Below are 17,604 nucleotides of genomic sequence, written 5' to 3' on the forward strand. Positions count from 1 at the left end.
GTATGTCAGATTTTATGCATTTGGGTGCAAATGTTACGGGCGTCACATGTGAGATTCGTAACCGGGGACCGGCCGGCCCGCGGATTTACGGGGCTTCCCCAACAGCAAGGGTTCGTTCCCGGAGCAGCGTTTCCAGCAGTTCGGCTATGTGTACGGGGGCCTCGACGCGGAACTGAGCCTGGGTGAAGTCCAGCCCCACTTTTACGCCCACGTCCCCCGGATACAGCCGCCCCAGGGCGTCTTCGTCGGTGGTGTCGTCGCCGGCGAACACGACCGCAGTGGCATCGGTCGCCTGGCGGAGGAACGCCATTCCTTCGCCCTTGGACGCGTGGACCACGGAGGTTTCCAGCACCCGGTTGCCGTTTTTCAGGTACACGTCCGGCCGGTCCTGCAGGGCCGCGCGGGCGGCGGCGACGGCGTCCTCGGCCACGTCGTCGGCGGCCAGGCGGGTGTGGAGCACCACGCCGGCCGGCTTGTCTTCCAGCAAGGTGCCCGGCGCCTGCTCCACGATTTCCTCCAGCGTGCGCCGGACGTCTGCCAGCAGGGTCAGCTGGTCGGGGTCAAGCGTCAGTTCCGACGAACCCGGCCCCAACCAGGCTTCGGCCCCGTGGCTGCCGATGAGCAGGGTCTCCGGGGGCGGCGAAGCGACCGCCCGGAGGCTGTCCAGGGCCCGGCCCGAGATGAGTGCCGTCGTCGTCCGCGGGAGGGCGGCCAGGGCGGCGAAGGCCGCGGCGGACCGGGGGAGGGGGCGGGCGTCAGCCGCGTGGTCAACCAGCGGGGAGATTGTGCCGTCAAAATCCATGGCCACCAGGAGATGCTCGGTGGCGGCAACCTTTTTGAGTGCCGCCAGGAGTTCCGGCTGAAGAGTGAGGGGGGCTTTGCCCTGGGCTGCATCAGGTGTCATCGCGGACCACTTTCTCTTTAAGCGCTGCAAGGAAGTCGGCTGACCAGTGGTCGACGTCGTGGTCCAGGATCTGCTTCCGCATGGACCGCATGCGCCGGGCTGCCTCGGCCGGCTGCATATTGACCGCCCTCATGATGGTGTCCTTGAGGCCGTCGATATCGTGCGGGTTCATCAGCAGCGCCTGCTTGAGCTGGTCTGCCGCGCCGGCGAATTCGCTGAGGACCAGCGCGCCGTCGTTGTTGGTGCGGGCGGTCACGTATTCCTTGGCAACCAGGTTCATGCCGTCCCGCAGTGCGGTGACCAGCATGACGTCGGCGGCCAGGTAGAGGGCCACCATTTCGTCGATGGGGTAGCTGTGGTGCAGGTACCTGACGGCGGTGTTCTGCATGGTGTCGTAGGTGCCGTTGATGTGGCCCACGGTGCCTTCCACCTCTTCGCGCAGGAGGCGGTACTGCTCCACCCGCTCCCGGCTGGGGCTCGCCACCTGGATCAGTGCTGCGTCCTCCACGGTGACCTTGCCGTCCGCCAGGAGCTCCTCGTAGGCCTTGAGCCGGTGCCGGATGCCCTTGGTGTAGTCGAGGCGGTCCACGCCCAGGAGGATGGTCTTGGGGTTGCCAAGGTCCCGCCGGATTTGGTGTGCGCGTTCGATGATTTCGGGCTTGCGGGCCAGCTCGCTGATCTGCTTGACGTCGATGGAGATGGGGAATGCCTGCGCGCGGGCAATGTGGGTGGTTTCGCCGTCCGGACCCTTGACGTGGACCTGCTGCTGCTTGACGCTGGCACCCAGGAAACGCCGGGCGGAACGCATGAAGTTGCCGGCATCGCTGGGGCGCTGGAAGCCCACAAGGTCGGCGCCGAGGAGGCCGTCGATAATGGCCCGGCGCCACGGAAGTTGGGCGAAGATTTCCGGCGGCGGGAAGGGAATGTGGTTGAAGAAGCCGATTTTGAGGTCGGGGCGTGCTTCGCGGAGCATCTTGGGGACCAGCTGAAGCTGGTAGTCCTGCACCCAGACGGTGGCACCGTGATCGGCGTGGCGCACGACGGCGTCGGCGAACCGCCGGTTGACCTTCCGGTACGAATCCCACCAGGTCCGGTGGAATTCCGGCGGCGCGATTACGTCGTGGTAGAGCGGCCACAGGGTGGCGTTGGAAAATCCCTCGTAGAAGAGTTCGACGTCGTCCGTACTCAGCTGCACCGGGACCAGGTCCATGCCGCCATGGCTGAAAGGCTTGACGGTTTCATCGGGGGCGCCGTGCCAGCCCACCCATGCGCCGTCAGTTTTGGTCATCATCGGGGCGAGGGCGGTCACCAGTCCGCCGGGCGACCGCCGCCAGCCGTCCTCGCAACCCCTGTCCTCCGGGGCACAGCGGTCTACTGGAAGGCGGTTGGACACCACCATGAAGTCATACAGCGCGTCAGCCGCGTGGCCGCCGCCGCGCGCGGGCTCCCCTTCGGCGCTTGCTTCGGATTTTTCACGGTGCGTAGTCTGCATTGGTGCCCCTTGGGTAGCTAACGGCTCGAAGTCAACCCTAGTCCGCCGGAATCTTCCGGGCTATTCATCCGTTGGGCAGGCGGACAGAAACTTGAAAGCGCAAGCTCTCAGGTTTCTCCCCTAAACTGACAAAGTTGCCACTGACGTGGTCCGCACCTGGCCGATCGACCCGAGGAACTGATGAGCGCCGCAAACGAACCCCGCAAGTCCAAAGCAGAACGCACTGCCGAGGCCCGCGAGAAAGCCCGTGAGATCCGTGAGGCGCAGCTGAAGAAGGACAAGCGCAACAAGCTCCTTATCGGTTGGGGCATCGTAGTGGCCGTTGTTGCCATCCTCGCGATCGTTGCCCTGGTCGTCAGTTCCAACATCAGGAACAACGCTCCCGTGGCGGACGAAGGCCCCACCCCGGCCAACGGCAACATCCACGGCGGTGTGACGCTGCTGGCCAACTCCGAGGTAGTGAAGTCGGACCCCGCCACCGTCAATGTGAAGGACGTCCCGGCCAAGCCGGAAACGGCGCCCGCCGAAGTAAAGGCTCCCGGCGCTGAGGCGGAAGCCGGCAAGCCCGTGAAGGTGGTCGTCTACATCGACTTCATCTGCCCCGTCTGCAAGCGGTTCGAAACGACCTACAACGAGCAGTTGACCAGCCTCCGCAACGAAGGCAAGATCTCGCTGGAGTACCGCCCGCTCGGCTTCCTGGACCAGCAGTCCACCACCAACTACTCCTCCCGCGCGGCCAACGCCGCCGCCTGCGTGGTCAACGAATCCCCGGAAAAGTACTCAGACTTCCTGAATACACTCTTCGACAAGCAGCCGGCAGAAGGCAGCGCCGGCCTCTCGGACAACGACCTGAAGAAGCTGGCCACGGACGTCGGCGCCAAGAGCATCGATTCCTGTGTGGAAGAGAAAAAATACCGGCCCTACGTCAAGGTAGCCACCCAGGAAGCTGCGGCCATCGGCGTGACCGGCACTCCGACCGCCTTCGTGGACGGCAAGCAGTGGGGCAAGGGCGACTCCGCCAACACAGACTTGATCCCCTTCATCCAGGCCGCAATCGACGCCAAGGGCTAGCAGCCGCCTGCCGTGCAGCATTCCAGCGGCCCAGTTCCGGAACCCTCCGGAACCGGGCCGCTGCCGTTTTTACCAGCGGGGCGTCCTTGGGCTAACCTTATCTAGCACTGCATCCAGCGCGGCTGTTTGCGCCTGATCCGTCAGGCAGAAACAAGCACGCCTCCTTAGCTCAGTTGGCCAGAGCACCGCTCTTGTAAAGCGGGGGTCGTCGGTTCGAATCCGACAGGGGGCTCCACGAAGCACCGCGCCTGCCTGCCGGTGTGCCCGGCTATTCGCCTCCGGACTCCGGGCCGTTTGCCTCTGGGCTGGCGCGTCCGCAGGACGGAACGTTGGCTTATGAGCCAAGAGAAAGCCGGGATCCGGCTGGTCCAGCGTCCCGAACAGCCCACCGCCGTCGTCCGGGATAAAGTGCCCATGAACGAGCTGCCGGACTTCTTTGGCCGCGCTTACGGCGCCGTTATGGCAGCGGCCCAAAACCAGGGCGTGCAGCTGACCGGCCCGCCTTTTGGCCGGTACCTGGGCATGCCCACGGACACCGTCGACGTCGAGGCGGGCTTTCCGGTGTCGGCGCCCATCACGGCGTCAGCGGGAGTGGAGGCCGGAACCCTGCCCGCGTGCCGGGCCTTCGAAGCCACCCACGTTGGTCCTTACGACTCGCTGGTCACCACGTACAACGACATCCAGGAGCGGATGAAGGAAGAGGGATTCAGCCCGTCCGATTCCATGTGGGAGTACTACTTAAGCGACCCTGCCACGGAGCCCGACCCGGCAACATGGCGGACCCTCGTTGTATGGCCGGTGGCATAGGTCCCGGGGCAGCCCCCTGGTTCCCCGGACTAGTCCTTCTTCCCCGGACTAGTCCTCCGCATCGATCTTTTCGAGCAGGTCCTTGGCGGCCTTGGCGATTTCATCGTGGTTGTGCTGGGCAGCCCGGCTTTCCAGGGACACAACGGCGCAACGGTGGACTTTTTTGAAATCCCCAAAAGGAAAACTCACGCTGCCCTTGGTTCCCTCTGATTCGTCAGGGTCCAGGCCGAGGTGCCACGCGGAGAATTCCGAAAAGCCGTGCTTGTCGATGAAGGCATTTTCCTGGTCCGTCGAAGGTGCGTGCTCGCTCCAGTCGTCCCGGGTGTCACGGACAACCTTCCCGTCCTTCACCAGGCTGCGGGCGTGCTCCAGCGCCTTTCTGTTCAGTTTCGTGGCCATGCCATACCTCCGGAGGTCTCGGATGCGGTGTGCATCAAGGCTAAATCCACGGTGTGCAGGCCGCCAAGGGCCGCCGCGTCTAAAAGCCGCGCCAAAAAAAGTAACGCCGTGGAGACTGCGGCGAAACGTGCCCACAACATGGGGAGCCTACTTTGGGCCTATGACTTCACGCCTGCTCACCACAATCGCCTCATGGTTCGAGGCACGGCCCGCGCCTGCAGCTGCGTCACCCGCGGGCCACGGCGCCTGGGAACAGGGCAACGACGCCATCGCCGACGTCACCAGGTGGGGCTGGCTGCCGGCGCTGAGCGGCGTGGCACTTGCCGGTGACCACGCGGCCAAGGCGCACCGGGAAACGGCTGCTGCTGCCGGCGAGGGATAACCGCCAGGCTGCGGCCCAGGAAGCATGGTTTCCGCCTACAGGCGACGCAATGTGTCGGGTTGAACACACTTTTCTTCAACTACCGGCATAATGCCCTAAACTGCTTCACTGAGGTGCCTGAAATGGCGCTGCGCAGCAACGAAAGTGAACCCCCAAATGGCTACCGATTACGACGCCCCACGCAAGACAGAAGAAGAGTCTCCGGCTGAATCCCTGGAGGCCCTTCAGGCGTCCCGCGGCGGCGGAGCCCAGACTGCCGTTATCGACGTTGATGAAAACGACACGGCTGAGGGTATCGACCTTCCCGGTGCGGATCTTTCCGGCGAAGAACTCACGGTCACCGTTGTTCCCGAGCAGTCCGATGAATTCACCTGTTCCTCCTGCTTCCTGGTCCGTCACCGGTCCCAGGTTGCGCGCGAAAAGAACGGCATGAAGTACTGCCGCGACTGCGAAGGCTAGGCAGCCCCCGGCGCACCCCACAAGTTCAGAAGCACGGCATCGCAAGGCGCCGGCGGCCCGCAGGGGCTGCCGGCGCCTCGCTGTGTCACCAGGAACTGAGCCCGGGGCCGCCGTCGTTATCACGCATCACGGAACCACGCGCAACGGGCGTCCAAACGGCCCCGGAACGCTTGGATTTTCGCCGCTGAATAACCGTCCCGTAACCTCTCCGGCAGCACGCTAACAGTTGGGCGCCGAAGGCATTTCGGCCCTCGTATTCACTTCCCCGCGCTCCTACGCTTGAGATATCTCATCACTTCCAAGGGTGGCTGAAATGAAGAAATTCCAAGTGTGGCTGGCCGCAATCCTGATGGCGGCAGGATTGGGCCTGGTGGCGCCTGCCCCGGCGTCCGCCTCGTACTGCGGACTCGTGTGGGGATCGCTGTCGAAGTCCGAGGCGGCCATGAGCACCGCGAAGGTCACCAACGTGCGGACAGGGCAGCACTACTGCTTCGACCGCCTGGTGGTTGACCTCAACGGTCCGGTGGAAGGCTACACGGTGCGGTACGTCCCCACGGTGGTGCAGGACGGTTCGGGCCTGCCCATTCCCTTGAGGGGACGGGCATTCCTGCAGATCACGGTCAATGCTCCTGCCTATGACGACAGCGGAAACTCCACGTACAAGCCGGCCGACCCGAACGAACTGACCAACGTTGGCGGCTACCAAACCTTCCGCCAAGTGGCCTGGGCCGGGAGTTTCGAAGGATATTCGAGCATGGGCCTTGGCGTCCGCGGGCGCCTTCCGTTCCGGGTATTCAGCCTGGACGGACCCGGGACCGGATCCCGCCTGGTCATTGACGTGGCCCACTACTGGTGACCTGCTGGCGTAACCTGACCGGCCCTTACTCCGGAACCACCAGGGCGGGGGTGTCCTTGCGGATGGTTTCGCCGCGGAAGAACCCGGGGCTCAGCCTGGCCATAAGCAGCATGAATACGGCGCCCAGGGCGAGGATTCCGACGCCGAGGACGAACACCAGCCCCACGCCGAAGATTTCGGATCCGCTGCCGAACTCCGGCGCCAGGCTGTCCGCGGCCGTCTGCAGGAACACCACCAGCAGCCCCAGCCCGCCCAGCAGCGGGCAGAGGAGCCGCAGCACGAAATTGCGGACGCTGCTGAAGACGGTGTTGCGGAAGTACCAGGCGCACGCGAACGCCGTCAGCCCGTAGTAGAAGCAGATCATGAGTCCCAGGGCTAGGATGGTGTCGTTGAGGACGTTTTCGCTGACCACGTGCATCACCGCGTAGAACCCCGCGGAAAGGACACCTGCTGCGACCGTCGCGAAGCCCGGCGTCGCAAACTTCTTGCTCATGTGGCTAAAGGGCTTCGGCAGGGCGCCGTAGTGGGCCATGGCCAAGAGGCTCCGGGACGGCGAGGTAAACGTGGACTGCAGCGACGCTGCCGAGCTGGACAGAACCGCCAGCGACATCAGGATGGCGAACGGGCCCATGACGGGGGACGCCAGCGCGGTGAAGATGTTTGCGTGGTTCTCTTCGTTGTTCAGCCCGACACCCTCAGTGCCCACGCCGGCGAACATCATGGTGGCAATGGTGACCAGGAGGTAGATGCCCAGGACCACAACGGCGGTCAGGGTGCCGGCAATGCCCGCGGTCTTCTTGCCGTTGGCCGTTTCCTCGTTCACGGTGAGGCAGACATCCCAGCCCCAGTACACAAAGATGGACAGCGAAATTCCGGCGGCGATCTGGCCGAACGTTTCAATCTTCGTGACGTCGAACCATTCCCAGCTGAACGGGATGGAGGTTTCCGAGGAAGACCAGTTGGCGAAGGCCATCGCAACGAACAGTCCGAGCACCAGCAGCTGGAACCCCACCAGGCCGTACTGCACAACCTTGGTGGTGTGCAGGCCGCGGTAGCTGACCCAGACAGCCAGCGCCACAAACACGATGCAGGTGGCGACATTCAGGACCTTGTTGGCGGCGAGGTCCGCCAACTCCGGCACACCCGTGAGTTGGGCGAGGAACAGATAGAAGAAGTCCACCGCCACTGCGGCCAGGTTGGACAGCACGATGATGTTCGCTGCGAGGAGTCCCCAGCCTCCCATCCATCCCACCCACGGGCCGAACGCCTTGGTGACCCAGGTGAAGGTGGTGCCGCTGTCCGGCGAATCGGCGTTGAGCTCCCGGTAGGCCAGTGACACCAGGATCATGGGAATGAAGCCGATGAGGAAGATGACGGGCAACTGCAGCCCGGCCTCATTGACGGTGGGGCCAAGGGCGCTGGTGAGCGTATAGGCCGGTGCAATGGTGGAAATGCCGAGGACGACGACGGCGAGGAGGCCCAGCTGCCCGCCCTTCAGTCCTTTTCCGGTAATGCCGTGTTGCGTGCCGGGGGCGTCGGTACCTGTTAATGCCGTACCGGCTGCGGAGCTGGGGCGGATGGTTTGGGTCATGTCAGGCCCTTTCTGGGTGGTCAGTTCGGTCTAGGAGGCAGCGGGTTGCTGCTGGGTGATGCAGTGGATGCCGCCGCCCCTGGCGAACAGCTCGCGGGCGTCAATGCCCACAACCCGGCGGCCGGGGTAGGCGTCGGCGAGGATGCGGAGGGCCTTTTCGTCGTTGGGATCCCCGAAGGTGCAGGCAATCACGCCGCCGTTGACCACGAGGTGGTTGATGTAGCTGTAGTCCACGAAGCCCTCGTGGTCACTGAGCCTTTCGGGAGCGGGGACCTCGATGATGTTCCACTCGCGGCCGGCTGCGTCCCGGGTGGCGGACAGGAAACTGATGATTTCGCGGCTGACCTCGAAGTCGGGGTGTGCCGGGTCCTGCTGGGAGTGGACCAGCAGTGTGCCCGGGGACGGGATGGCGGCCACAATGTCCACGTGGCCGCGGGTGCCGAAGCGCTCTGAATCCCTGGTCAGGCCGCGGGGAAGCCAGATGACATGGGTGGCGCCCAGGGTGCGGGCGAGCTCTGCTTCCACCTCGGCCTTGGACAGCCCGGGGTTGCGTCCCGGATCCAGCTGCACGGTCTCGGTCACCAGCACGGTTCCCTCGCCGTCCGCCTGGATGCCGCCGCCTTCATTGACGAGGGCGGAGGCAATGTGCCGGGCGCCGGACCGGCCGGCTACTTCCGCTCCGATCAGCGAGTCCTTGTCCCAGCGGGCCCAGTCCTGCCCGCCCCAGCCGTTGAAGACCCAGTCGACGGCACCGAGGCGCCCGTCGCCGTCGAGGACAAAGGTGGGGCCGATGTCCCGCATCCAGGCGTCATTCAGGTCCGCGGTGAGCACCTCGACGGCGGGACGCAGGTAGCGCGCGGCGGTCTCGACGTCGTCGGGCGTCACCACCACGGTGACCGGCTCGAACTCCACCGCGGCATTGGCGACGGCGGCCCAGACGGTCCGCGCGGCATGTGCCTCTTCGGCGGTGTCGCCGAGGGTGTAGCCGCCGGTGGGGAACGCCATCCAGATGCGTTCCTGCGGCGCCGTCTCTGCGGGCATGCGCCAGTGGCTCACGCGGTCACCTCGTGGTAGGTGTGTGCTTCGCCGCCGAGCGGTTGCCCGCGCCGCACGGGTTCGGTGAGCCGGGCGTAAGTGTCCGGACGGCGGGTGGCCAGGAACGGGAACAGCGTGAGCCAGTCCCTGCCCTGGTCCAGGTCCAGGTCGGCGACGAGGACGGCGGATTCGTCGCGGGGCGCCTGGGCCAGGATCCGGCCGTAGGGGTCCGAGATGAAGGAGGAGCCGTAGAAGTTCAGCGTGCCCTCGTTACCCCACCGGTTGGGCGCCACCATGAACAGGCCGTTCGCGATGCCGTTGCCCACGATCACCTGCTGCCAGAGCGGCTGGGTGTCGAAGCCGGGGTGGTCCGGTTCGGAGCCGATGGCGGTGGGGTAGACCAGGATTTCCGCCCCGCCGAGCGAGTACAGCCGCGCGAGTTCAGGGAACCATTCGTCCCAGCAGGTGGGCATCCCCAGCCTGGCGCCGCCGAGTTCGGCGGCGGAGTGGACCTCGTAGGCATCCTCCGAGGCCGGGCCTTGGCGGAAGAACTTGTCCTCGTAGTATCCGGCGGTCACCGGGATGTGGAGCTTATGCGTACGGGCCAGCAGCTCACCCTCGGGGGACACCAGGATCGCAGTGTTCAGTCCCAGGCCGTCGTCCGAACCGTCCGGGTTCTCCGCGCGCTGGTACAGCGAGGCGTGCACGGTAATGCCGTGCCGCCGTGCGGCCTCGGCGGCGAACCGGAACGTGGGGCCGGTCAGCAGGTCCTCGGCGAGGTCCGAGGGGCGTGGCCGGGCGGCCCAGGAGCGGGAAGTGTCGTTTTCGGGAAGCGCATCCGCCGGGTAGCGGGACAGCGTGAGCTCCGGCAGGAAGACGACGGTGGCTCCCAGCCGGGCTGCGCGTGCGATGCCGTCCCCAAGTTCTGCGCGGAGGTCCGCGGGGTCGGCATGCCAGCGGTGCTGGACTACACCGATCCTCAGGGCAGGACGGTCAGAAGGCTGCGTCCGCGCCAGGGAAGCGGGCGGTTCAAGGCGGGTGATTTCAATCATGGTGAATACTCCAGTGAGACGGTCGTCACTAAATGAATGACGTTCATTTAGTATTCACATGAAGGGGCCCTGTGGCAAGGAAAAAATGAAGAATAATCATTTTGTTAAGCCGCCCGCGAGATTCGGTGGCGCCGTTGTGATGGCTGGGATAGTTTCGGATTACCCGAGAAACCGCTGACACCAGGAGGATCAATGAAGGCATCACCGACGCTGACGAATAATCTGCAGGCTGTGCTCGCGGACCTGATTGAACTGCACATCCAGGGCAAGCAGGCCCACTGGAACATCGTGGGAACGAACTTCCGCGACCTCCACCTGCAGCTGGATGAAATCATCGATGCCGCCCGGAACTTCGCCGATGACATGGCGGAGCGCATGCGGGCACTCCACGCCCTGCCGGACGGCCGCAGTTCCACCGTCGCGGAGACCACCAGCCTTGCGCAGTTCCCGCAGGGGCTGATCAACACCAAGGATGCAGTCGACCGCATCGTCGCGGCGCTCGAAGCTGCTGTAGGCACCATGCGCAAGGTCCACGATGAAGTTGATGAGGAAGATCCCACGACGGCGGACCTTTTGCATGAGTTCATCTCCAAGCTCGAGCAGTATGCCTGGATGGTGGGCGCGGAGAACATGAAGGCCTCGGCCAGTGTGACCACTCCCGACAGCAAGTAAGCCCGGCAGTACAGCAGCCAGGTATGACGAAAGCCCGGCGCCGGATGATTCCGGTGCCGGGCTTTCTGTTGCACTACGGAGCGCTGGACGCGCTCCAGGCATTTGTCGAGCAGGACTGAGGCGGGGCGGCTTTACGTGGCTTTGGGCACTCCGCGAAGTACGACGGCGACAAAGGCTGCCGCCCCCGCCATCAGTACCAGCCCGATAAACGCCGTCACGTGGACACCCGACTCAAACGCAACCCGGGCGGCGGACGTCAGGGCGTCCGCCAGCGGTGCCGGGAGCGAGTGTGCCAGTTCCATGGCCCCCGCCAGGGTCTCGCGGGCCTGGGTGATCCCGTGCCAGCCGCCGCCGGGGCCCGCAGCTGCGATGCCCTCCGGCAGGACCAGGTTCCGCTGGTAGGACGCCGTCAGGATCGAGCCGAGGACGGCCGTGCCAAGCAGCGAGCCGATCTCGTAGCCGGTCTCAGAGATGGCCGCAGCCGCCCCTGATTTCTCCGGCGGCACCGCCCCCAGGATCAGGTCGTTGGAAATCGTTTCGGCTGCTCCCACCCCGAGGGCCAGGACCAGGAGGGCGCCCAGCAAAAGCGCCGGGCCGCCGGAGTGGTCGCCGAACGCCACCATGAAGTAGCCGGTGGCGCTCAGCGAAAGGCCTCCGGCCACGACGAAGCCGGGCCGTATTTTCCGCACCAGCGGGACCACCAGCAGCCCGGCGGCCACGGTGGCAATTAGGGCAGGGATCATGGCGATGCCGGCCTCCGTGGGCCGCTGGCCCTCCAGGAGCTGGAGGTGCTGGGCCAGGAACAGGATGAAGCCGTTAAAGGAAAACAGTGCCAGGACGTTGGCCGTGATGGCCGTGCTGAAAATCCTGTTTCCGAAAAGACTGATGTCCAGCAGGGGGCTGGGCAGCCTCTTTTGGCGCCGGACGAACGTGTAGCCCATCAGGAGTCCGAGGCTGATGGCCGCTGCCGGCAGCGGCCCGAAACCCTCGGTTGCCAATGCCTTGATGCCGTAGACCAGCGGAACCATTGTCAACAGGGAGAGGGCGATGCTGGCACCATCCACCGCTCCGGGCCGGGGGTCCCTGGACTCGGGAATCAGGGCCCGGCCAAGCAGCAGGATAGGCAGCATGATGGGCACGGACACCAGCAGGATTGCGCCCCACCAGTAGTGCTCCACGAGCCAGCCGCCGAAAATCGGCCCCAGCGCTGCGCCGCCCGAGAATCCTGCCGCCCACATCGCGATTGCCAGCCGCCGCCGGTTGGGGTCGGGAAAGATGTTGCGGATCAGGGACAGGGTGGAGGGCATGAGCATCGCGCCGAAAAGTCCAAGTGCTGCGCGGCCGGCGATGAGCCATTCTGCACTGGGGGCGAAAGCTGTGGCAGCTGAGACCGCGGCAAAGCCGGTGCTGCCGATCAGCAGGAGCCGGCGCCGGCCGATCCTGTCGCCGAGGCTCCCCATGGCCACCAGGAGGCCGGCGAGGACCAGGGGGTAAGCGTCAACAATCCACAGCAGCTGAACGCCGGTGGGCGCAAGGGCAGTGGCGATGGCAGGCAGCGCGAACGTCAGCGCGGTGTTGTCCACGGCGACCAGCAGTACCGGGAACATCAAAAGCGCCAGGGCCAGCCAGTCGCGGCCCGGCTTCGCGGCGGGTGAGCGGGTGCCGGCGGCGGGGGACGTTGCGGCGACGAGGCGCTGCGCGGCCGGCGTCGAAGGTGATGACAAGTTTCCCATGGGAATAACTGTACCGTCTGGACGGTATAGTTAAGAAATGAGCCCGGACCACCGGGCATGATAGGAACCATGGCCAGAAAACCCGTAGCGCGCGAAGCTGTGCTCGATGCTTTTGAATCCCTGCTGATTGAGGTGGGCGAACGCGCCGCCACGCTGGATGCCGTGGCCCGGCGTGCGGAGGTGTCCAAAGGCGGGCTCCTCTACCACTTTCCGAACAAGGAGGCCATGATTTCGGCCCTTCTGGAACGGATGGATCGGCTGGTTGCGGGGGACTTGGACGCCATGGCTAAAGCTCCCGAAGGAGCCGCCGTCTACTTCATCAAGTCCTCCCTCTGGGCGGACACTCCGCTGGACCGGGCTTTTGTGGCGGCCACCCGGCTCGCCGAAGTTGCGCACAAGGAAACGCTGCACCGTTTTGCGGCCGTCCAGGGGAGCTGGCTTGGACTGTTGGCCGGGGACGTCGGCCCGGCCATGGCCAAGGCCGTGCTGTACATGGGTGACGGCCTCTACTTCAATGCCATGCTGGCCAGCGGCCCCGGCGCCGCCCCGCCCGAAATGAGCGGCGACGTCGATAGCCTGCTGGCCGCCGTCGAGCGGCTCCGCGGCTGACCGTCCCGCGAGGCCGCGGGTCTTTCTGCCGGCACGGCCGCGACCCGGCCCGTAATGCGGCGCTGGACTGTCTGCGGAGTTTGCAGACTGGACTTCCACGTAGGACAATTACAGCTGTGACTGTTGTCACCGCTAACTAAATATGCCTTTGATCTGCGGCGGGAGAGTTCTGCAAGTAGGTACAAGCAGGCGCCGTAGGAGCAAACCCTCCCCAGGAATCTCTCAGGCCCACGTACCGCCGCGGCAAGGCAACTCTGGAAAGCAGCAGGCTGTCCGTTCGTGCCCCAACCCGCTTGGAGGCAGCAGACCGGACACGCCATGCTCACCGACGGTGCAAGCGGAGCTGTGCGAAAGCACGGTCCTGCGGAAACTCTCAGGTCCAATACAGAGCGGGGAGGAACCCGGACCACTGCGGCGTACCCTGCGCCGCCATTAGTAATGGAGTTCCTTCGTGACGGTTAGTTCAGCCTCCACCACCTTCGTCGACCGGCATATTGGCGCCCGCCGCCAGGCCGACATCGACACCATGCTCAAGTCCGTCGGCTACGACACCGTCGAGTCGCTGGTAGACACCGCGGTTCCCAAAGACATCCGCCAGGAAGTCGCCCTGACCTTGCAGGACGCCCTGAGCGAGGTCGAAGTACTGGCCGAGCTGCGCAAGCTGGCTGCCAAGAACAAGACGGCCGTGCAGATGATCGGCCAGGGCTACTACGACACAGTGACCCCGGCGGTGATCCGCCGCAACATCCTGGAATCCCCGGCCTGGTACACCGCCTACACCCCGTACCAGCCGGAAATCTCGCAGGGCCGCCTCGAAGCCCTCCTGAACTTCCAGACCATGGTCCAGGACCTCGTGGGCCTGCCCATCGCCAACGCCTCCCTGCTGGACGAAGCCACTGCCGTGGCCGAAGCGGTCCTCATGATGCGGCGTGCCAACAAGAACAAAGCCGCCCACGACGGCAAGACCGTCCTGGACGCCGATGTCCTGCCCCAGACCATCGCCATCGTCAAGGGCCGGGCCGAGGCCCTCGGCTTCGAAGTCGAGGTGGCGGACCTGTCCCAGGGACTTCCCGACGGCGACATCAACGGCATCGTGCTGCAGCAGCCGGGCGTTTCCGGCCGGGTGTTTGACCACGCCGCCGTCATTGCCGCCGCGAAGGAACGGGGCGCACTGGTCACCGTTGCGGCCGACCTCCTCTCGCTGACCCTGATCACCCCTCCGGGCGAGCAGGGTGCGGACATCGCCGTCGGCTCCACCCAGCGCCTGGGCGTGCCGCTGTTCTTCGGCGGCCCGCACGCCGCCTACATGGCCGTCCAGAAGGGCCTCGAGCGCTCCATGCCCGGCCGCCTGGTGGGTGTGTCCAAGGACAACGCCGGAACCCCGGCCTACCGCCTTGCCCTGCAGACCCGCGAGCAGCACATCCGCCGCGAGAAGGCCACGTCCAACATCTGCACCGCACAGGCCCTGCTGGCCATCGTTTCCTCCATGTACGCCGTCTACCACGGCCCCGACGGACTGAAGGCCATCGCCGAGGCCGTCCACAACAACGCCCGCACCCTGGCCGCGTCCCTGCAGTCCGCGGGGCTCGAGGTCCTGCACGGCAGCTTCTTCGACACCATCACCGTCCGCGTCCCGGACAAGGCCGCTGACATCGTCGCCGCCGCCGAAGCCAAGGGCATCAACCTGCGCGGCATCGACGCAGACACCGTCGGCATTTCCACTGACGAAACCACGACGCCGGAAACCGTCGCCGCCGTGGCCGGCGTCTTTGGCGCTTCGGTTGTGGACGCCGCCGACGGCGGTTCTGACAGTGGCGCTGCCTTTGCCCTCGAGGCCGCCGTCGAGCGTTCCTCGGAGTACCTGCAGCACCCGGTGTTCAACACGCACCGCTCGGAAACCCAGCTGCTGCGCTACATCCGCAAGCTCTCGGACCGCGACCTCGCGCTGGACCGCACCATGATCCCGCTGGGCTCGTGCACCATGAAGCTGAACGCCACCGCCGAGATGGAAGCCATCTCCTGGCCGGAGTTCGCCTCCATCCACCCCTTCGCCCCGGATTCCCAGACCGAGGGCTGGCGCGAACTCATCGAGGGCCTGGAAGCGGACCTCGCCGAGATCACCGGCTACGACCAGGTCTCCATCCAGCCGAACGCCGGCTCCCAGGGCGAGCTCGCGGGCCTGCTCGCGATCCGCGGCTACCACCTGTCCCGCGGCGATGACCAGCGCAACGTCTGCCTGATCCCGGCGTCGGCGCACGGCACCAACGCCGCCTCGGCCGTCCTGGCCGGCATGAAGGTGGTGGTCGTGGCCACCGCCGCCGACGGCACCATCGACCACGCGGACTTCCAGGCCAAGATCGAAGCCCACAAGGACGTCCTGTCCGCGATCATGATCACCTACCCGTCCACGCACGGCGTGTACGACGCCGACGTCCGCGAAATCTGCGACTCGGTGCACGCGGCCGGTGGGCAGGTGTACGTTGACGGCGCCAACCTGAACGCCCTGGTGGGCCTCGCGCAGCCGGGCAAGTTCGGCGGCGACGTGTCCCACCTGAACCTGCATAAAACCTTCTGCATCCCGCACGGCGGCGGCGGACCGGGCGTCGGCCCGGTGGCGGCCAAGGCCCACCTGGCGCCGTTCATGCCGGGGGATGCCAACAAGGCTGCACACGAGGACGGCCACGGCGTGGCGATCTCGGCGTCGCGCTTCGGTTCCGCCGGAGTGCTGCCGATCTCCTGGGCCTACGTGAAGCTGATGGGCGGTGCCGGCCTGACCGAGGCCACCAAGTCCGCCCTGCTGGCGGCGAACTACATCGCTTCCCGCCTGAACGAGTTCTTCCCGGTCCTGTACACCGGCGAAGGCGGACTCGTGGCGCACGAGTGCATCCTGGACCTCCGTGAACTGACGGCCAGGACCGGCGTTACCGCGGAAGACGTGGCCAAGCGCCTCATCGACTTCGGTTTCCACGCACCCACCCTGGCGTTCCCGGTTGCCGGCACACTCATGGTGGAGCCCACCGAGTCCGAGGACCTCGTGGAGATCGACCGCTTCATCGACGCGATGATCACCATCCGCCAGGAAATCGACCAGGTGGCCAACGGCGACTTCACCGTGGAGAACAGCCCGCTGCGCAACGCGCCGCACACCGCTGCCGCCGTCGTCTCCTCCGACTGGAAGCGCGAGTACCCGCGTGAGCAGGCCGCCTTCCCGGTCCACCACCTCAAGCAGGACAAGTACTTCCCGCCCGTGGGCCGCATTGACGGCGCAGCCGGTGACCGCAACCTGATCTGCTCCTGCCCGCCCATCGAAGACTTCGAAAACTAAGGATTGCCCCGATGACTGAGAACTACACCGCGCTCTATGAAGAGCACAAGAAGCTCGGCGCGTCCTTCACCGATTTCGGTGGCTGGCAGATGCCCCTGAAGTATTCCTCCGAGCTGGCCGAGCACCACGCCGTCCGCAACGCCGCCGGCCTGTTCGATCTCTCCCACATGGGCGAAGTCTGGGTCACCGGCCCGGACGCCGCAGCATTCCTGGACTACGCCCTGGTGGGAAAGATCTCCGCCATGTCTGTGGGCAAGGCCAAGTACTCGCTGATCTGCCAGGAAGACGGCGGCATCATCGACGACCTCATCACCTACCGGCGTCCAGCGGCGGACGCCGCAGGAGACAGCACGGACAAGTTCCTGGTGGTGCCCAACGCCGGCAACGCCGCCGTGGTCGCCGCCGCCCTCGCCGAACGGGCAGCAACATTCGACGTCGTCGTGGACGACGCTTCCGCCCGGACCTCGCTGATCGCCGTCCAGGGTCCCAAGGCCGAAGGCATCCTGCTTCGCCTGGTTCCGGCGGCCCAGCACGAGCTGGTTACCGGACTGAAGTACTACGCCGCCCTCGAAGTACCCTTCATGGTGGGCGGCAGCAGCAAGGACCTCCTGCTGGCCCGCACCGGGTACACCGGTGAGGACGGCTTCGAGATCTTCGTCGACAACGACGACGCCGCAGCCCTGTGGCAGGCCATCGCGGCCGTCGCCGAGGAAGGCGAGCTCGTTCCCGCCGGCCTGGCATGCCGCGACTCGCTGCGCCTGGAAGCCGGCATGCCGCTCTACGGCAACGAGCTCTCCCGCGAAGGCAACCCCTTCGCAGCGGGCCTCGGCCCGGTTGTTTCGCTCGCCAAGGAAAGCGACTTCGTGGGCCGCGCGGCCCTCGAGGCACTCAAGGCCGGCGGCGCCGGCTCCACAAGCGGGCGCAAGCTGGTGGGCCTCAAGGGCCTGGGCCGGCGCGCAGGCCGGGGCCACTACCCGGTCCTCAAGGACGGCGCAGTGGTTGGCGAAGTGACCTCCGGCCAGCCGAGCCCCACGCTTGGTTACCCTGTGGCGCTCGCTTATGTCGACGTCGAATACTCCGAGGTGGGGACCGCCCTGGACATCGACCTGCGCGGCAAGGCGGAGCCCTTCGAAGTCGTCGCACTGCCTTTCTACAAGCGCCAAAAGTAGCCCGGCTGGCTCCATCGGGGCCGTTGCCGGCTCCGGGGCCGCAGGCCC

General features: G+C 65.8%; 16 protein-coding genes, 1 tRNA gene and 1 riboswitch. Of the genes, 10 read left to right on the plus strand and 7 right to left on the minus strand.

Annotated features, from left to right (window positions below; all coding sequences use genetic code 11):
• Positions 1 to 85: 85 nt before the first annotated feature.
• Positions 86 to 904, minus strand: coding sequence for a trehalose-phosphatase (gene otsB / locus AC1MDG_RS03865; RefSeq protein WP_043478399.1), 819 nt, complete (start codon positions 902 to 904; stop codon positions 86 to 88).
• Complete coding sequence (locus AC1MDG_RS03870; RefSeq protein ID WP_479807688.1) at positions 894 to 2,396, minus strand: alpha,alpha-trehalose-phosphate synthase (UDP-forming); 1,503 nt, start codon at positions 2,394 to 2,396, stop codon at positions 894 to 896. The genes otsB and AC1MDG_RS03870 overlap by 11 nt, the downstream gene beginning before the upstream one ends.
• A gap of 180 nt (positions 2,397 to 2,576) precedes the next feature.
• On the opposite strand from AC1MDG_RS03870, the gene AC1MDG_RS03875 reads away from it, so the two are divergent.
• The 3 genes from AC1MDG_RS03875 to AC1MDG_RS03885 all read left to right on the plus strand — a co-directional run bounded on the left by AC1MDG_RS03875 (position 2,577) and on the right by AC1MDG_RS03885 (position 4,274).
• Positions 2,577 to 3,467 carry a DsbA family protein gene (locus AC1MDG_RS03875; RefSeq protein ID WP_479807690.1) on the plus strand — a complete coding sequence of 297 codons (891 nt, stop codon included), beginning with the start codon at positions 2,577 to 2,579 and terminating at the stop codon, positions 3,465 to 3,467.
• A 158-nt stretch (positions 3,468 to 3,625) separates the two neighbouring features.
• Positions 3,626 to 3,702: transfer RNA gene (locus AC1MDG_RS03880), tRNA-Thr, on the plus strand.
• Between the two features lie 101 nt (positions 3,703 to 3,803).
• Positions 3,804 to 4,274: a GyrI-like domain-containing protein gene (locus AC1MDG_RS03885; RefSeq protein WP_479807692.1), complete on the plus strand. Its 471-nt coding sequence runs from the start codon at positions 3,804 to 3,806 to the stop codon at positions 4,272 to 4,274.
• Between the two features lie 48 nt (positions 4,275 to 4,322).
• Here the strand turns inward: AC1MDG_RS03885 and AC1MDG_RS03890 are convergent, their stop codons facing one another.
• Entirely contained in the window at positions 4,323 to 4,673 is a 351-nt protein-coding gene (locus tag AC1MDG_RS03890) for a hypothetical protein (RefSeq protein ID WP_479807694.1), read from the minus strand.
• Positions 4,674 to 4,833: 160 nt separating this feature from the next.
• Here AC1MDG_RS03890 and AC1MDG_RS03895 point away from each other — a divergent pair, with 160 nt between their 5' ends.
• From AC1MDG_RS03895 to AC1MDG_RS03905, 3 genes are all read left to right on the plus strand, one after another.
• Positions 4,834 to 5,055 (plus strand): hypothetical protein, encoded by a 222-nt coding sequence (locus AC1MDG_RS03895; protein ID WP_479807696.1) that lies wholly within the window; start codon positions 4,834 to 4,836, stop codon positions 5,053 to 5,055.
• Positions 5,056 to 5,211: 156 nt separating this feature from the next.
• Positions 5,212 to 5,514: a DUF4193 domain-containing protein gene (locus AC1MDG_RS03900; RefSeq protein ID WP_011690622.1), complete on the plus strand. Its 303-nt coding sequence runs from the start codon at positions 5,212 to 5,214 to the stop codon at positions 5,512 to 5,514.
• Positions 5,515 to 5,827: 313 nt separating this feature from the next.
• Positions 5,828 to 6,370, plus strand: coding sequence for an AMIN-like domain-containing (lipo)protein (locus AC1MDG_RS03905; RefSeq protein WP_479807698.1), 543 nt, complete (start codon positions 5,828 to 5,830; stop codon positions 6,368 to 6,370).
• Between the two features lie 25 nt (positions 6,371 to 6,395).
• Here the strand turns inward: AC1MDG_RS03905 and AC1MDG_RS03910 are convergent, their stop codons facing one another.
• From AC1MDG_RS03910 to AC1MDG_RS03920, 3 genes are read right to left on the minus strand one after another with little or no spacing between them, the layout of a single operon-like run.
• Positions 6,396 to 7,961, minus strand: coding sequence for an APC family permease (locus tag AC1MDG_RS03910; RefSeq protein ID WP_479807700.1), 1,566 nt, complete (start codon positions 7,959 to 7,961; stop codon positions 6,396 to 6,398).
• Positions 7,962 to 7,991: 30 nt separating this feature from the next.
• Complete coding sequence (locus AC1MDG_RS03915) at positions 7,992 to 9,017, minus strand: agmatine deiminase family protein (protein WP_479807702.1); 1,026 nt, start codon at positions 9,015 to 9,017, stop codon at positions 7,992 to 7,994.
• Entirely contained in the window at positions 9,014 to 10,048 is a 1,035-nt protein-coding gene (locus tag AC1MDG_RS03920) for a nitrilase-related carbon-nitrogen hydrolase (protein WP_479807704.1), read from the minus strand. The genes AC1MDG_RS03915 and AC1MDG_RS03920 overlap by 4 nt, the downstream gene beginning before the upstream one ends.
• A gap of 192 nt (positions 10,049 to 10,240) precedes the next feature.
• Here AC1MDG_RS03920 and AC1MDG_RS03925 point away from each other — a divergent pair, with 192 nt between their 5' ends.
• Complete coding sequence (locus tag AC1MDG_RS03925) at positions 10,241 to 10,720, plus strand: Dps family protein (protein WP_043478424.1); 480 nt, start codon at positions 10,241 to 10,243, stop codon at positions 10,718 to 10,720.
• A gap of 131 nt (positions 10,721 to 10,851) precedes the next feature.
• Here the strand turns inward: AC1MDG_RS03925 and AC1MDG_RS03930 are convergent, their stop codons facing one another.
• Positions 10,852 to 12,453 carry an MFS transporter gene (locus AC1MDG_RS03930; protein WP_479807706.1) on the minus strand — a complete coding sequence of 534 codons (1,602 nt, stop codon included), beginning with the start codon at positions 12,451 to 12,453 and terminating at the stop codon, positions 10,852 to 10,854.
• Positions 12,454 to 12,522: 69 nt separating this feature from the next.
• Between AC1MDG_RS03930 and AC1MDG_RS03935 the strand changes: the two genes are divergently transcribed.
• The 3 genes from AC1MDG_RS03935 (at position 12,523) to gcvT (ending at position 17,556) form a co-directional block, all read left to right on the plus strand.
• On the plus strand, positions 12,523 to 13,062 hold the full coding sequence (locus tag AC1MDG_RS03935; protein ID WP_043479054.1) for a TetR/AcrR family transcriptional regulator: 540 nt from the start codon (positions 12,523 to 12,525) through the stop codon (positions 13,060 to 13,062).
• A gap of 149 nt (positions 13,063 to 13,211) precedes the next feature.
• Positions 13,212 to 13,310: riboswitch (glycine riboswitch) on the plus strand.
• Between the two features lie 203 nt (positions 13,311 to 13,513).
• Positions 13,514 to 16,387 carry an aminomethyl-transferring glycine dehydrogenase gene (gcvP, locus tag AC1MDG_RS03940; RefSeq protein ID WP_479807708.1) on the plus strand — a complete coding sequence of 958 codons (2,874 nt, stop codon included), beginning with the start codon at positions 13,514 to 13,516 and terminating at the stop codon, positions 16,385 to 16,387.
• Between the two features lie 11 nt (positions 16,388 to 16,398).
• Positions 16,399 to 17,556: a glycine cleavage system aminomethyltransferase GcvT gene (gcvT, locus tag AC1MDG_RS03945; protein ID WP_479807710.1), complete on the plus strand. Its 1,158-nt coding sequence runs from the start codon at positions 16,399 to 16,401 to the stop codon at positions 17,554 to 17,556.
• The last annotated feature ends 48 nt before the right edge of the window (positions 17,557 to 17,604 follow it).

The sequence above is a fragment of the Arthrobacter sp. AIWTK1 genome (genome assembly GCF_056680535.1).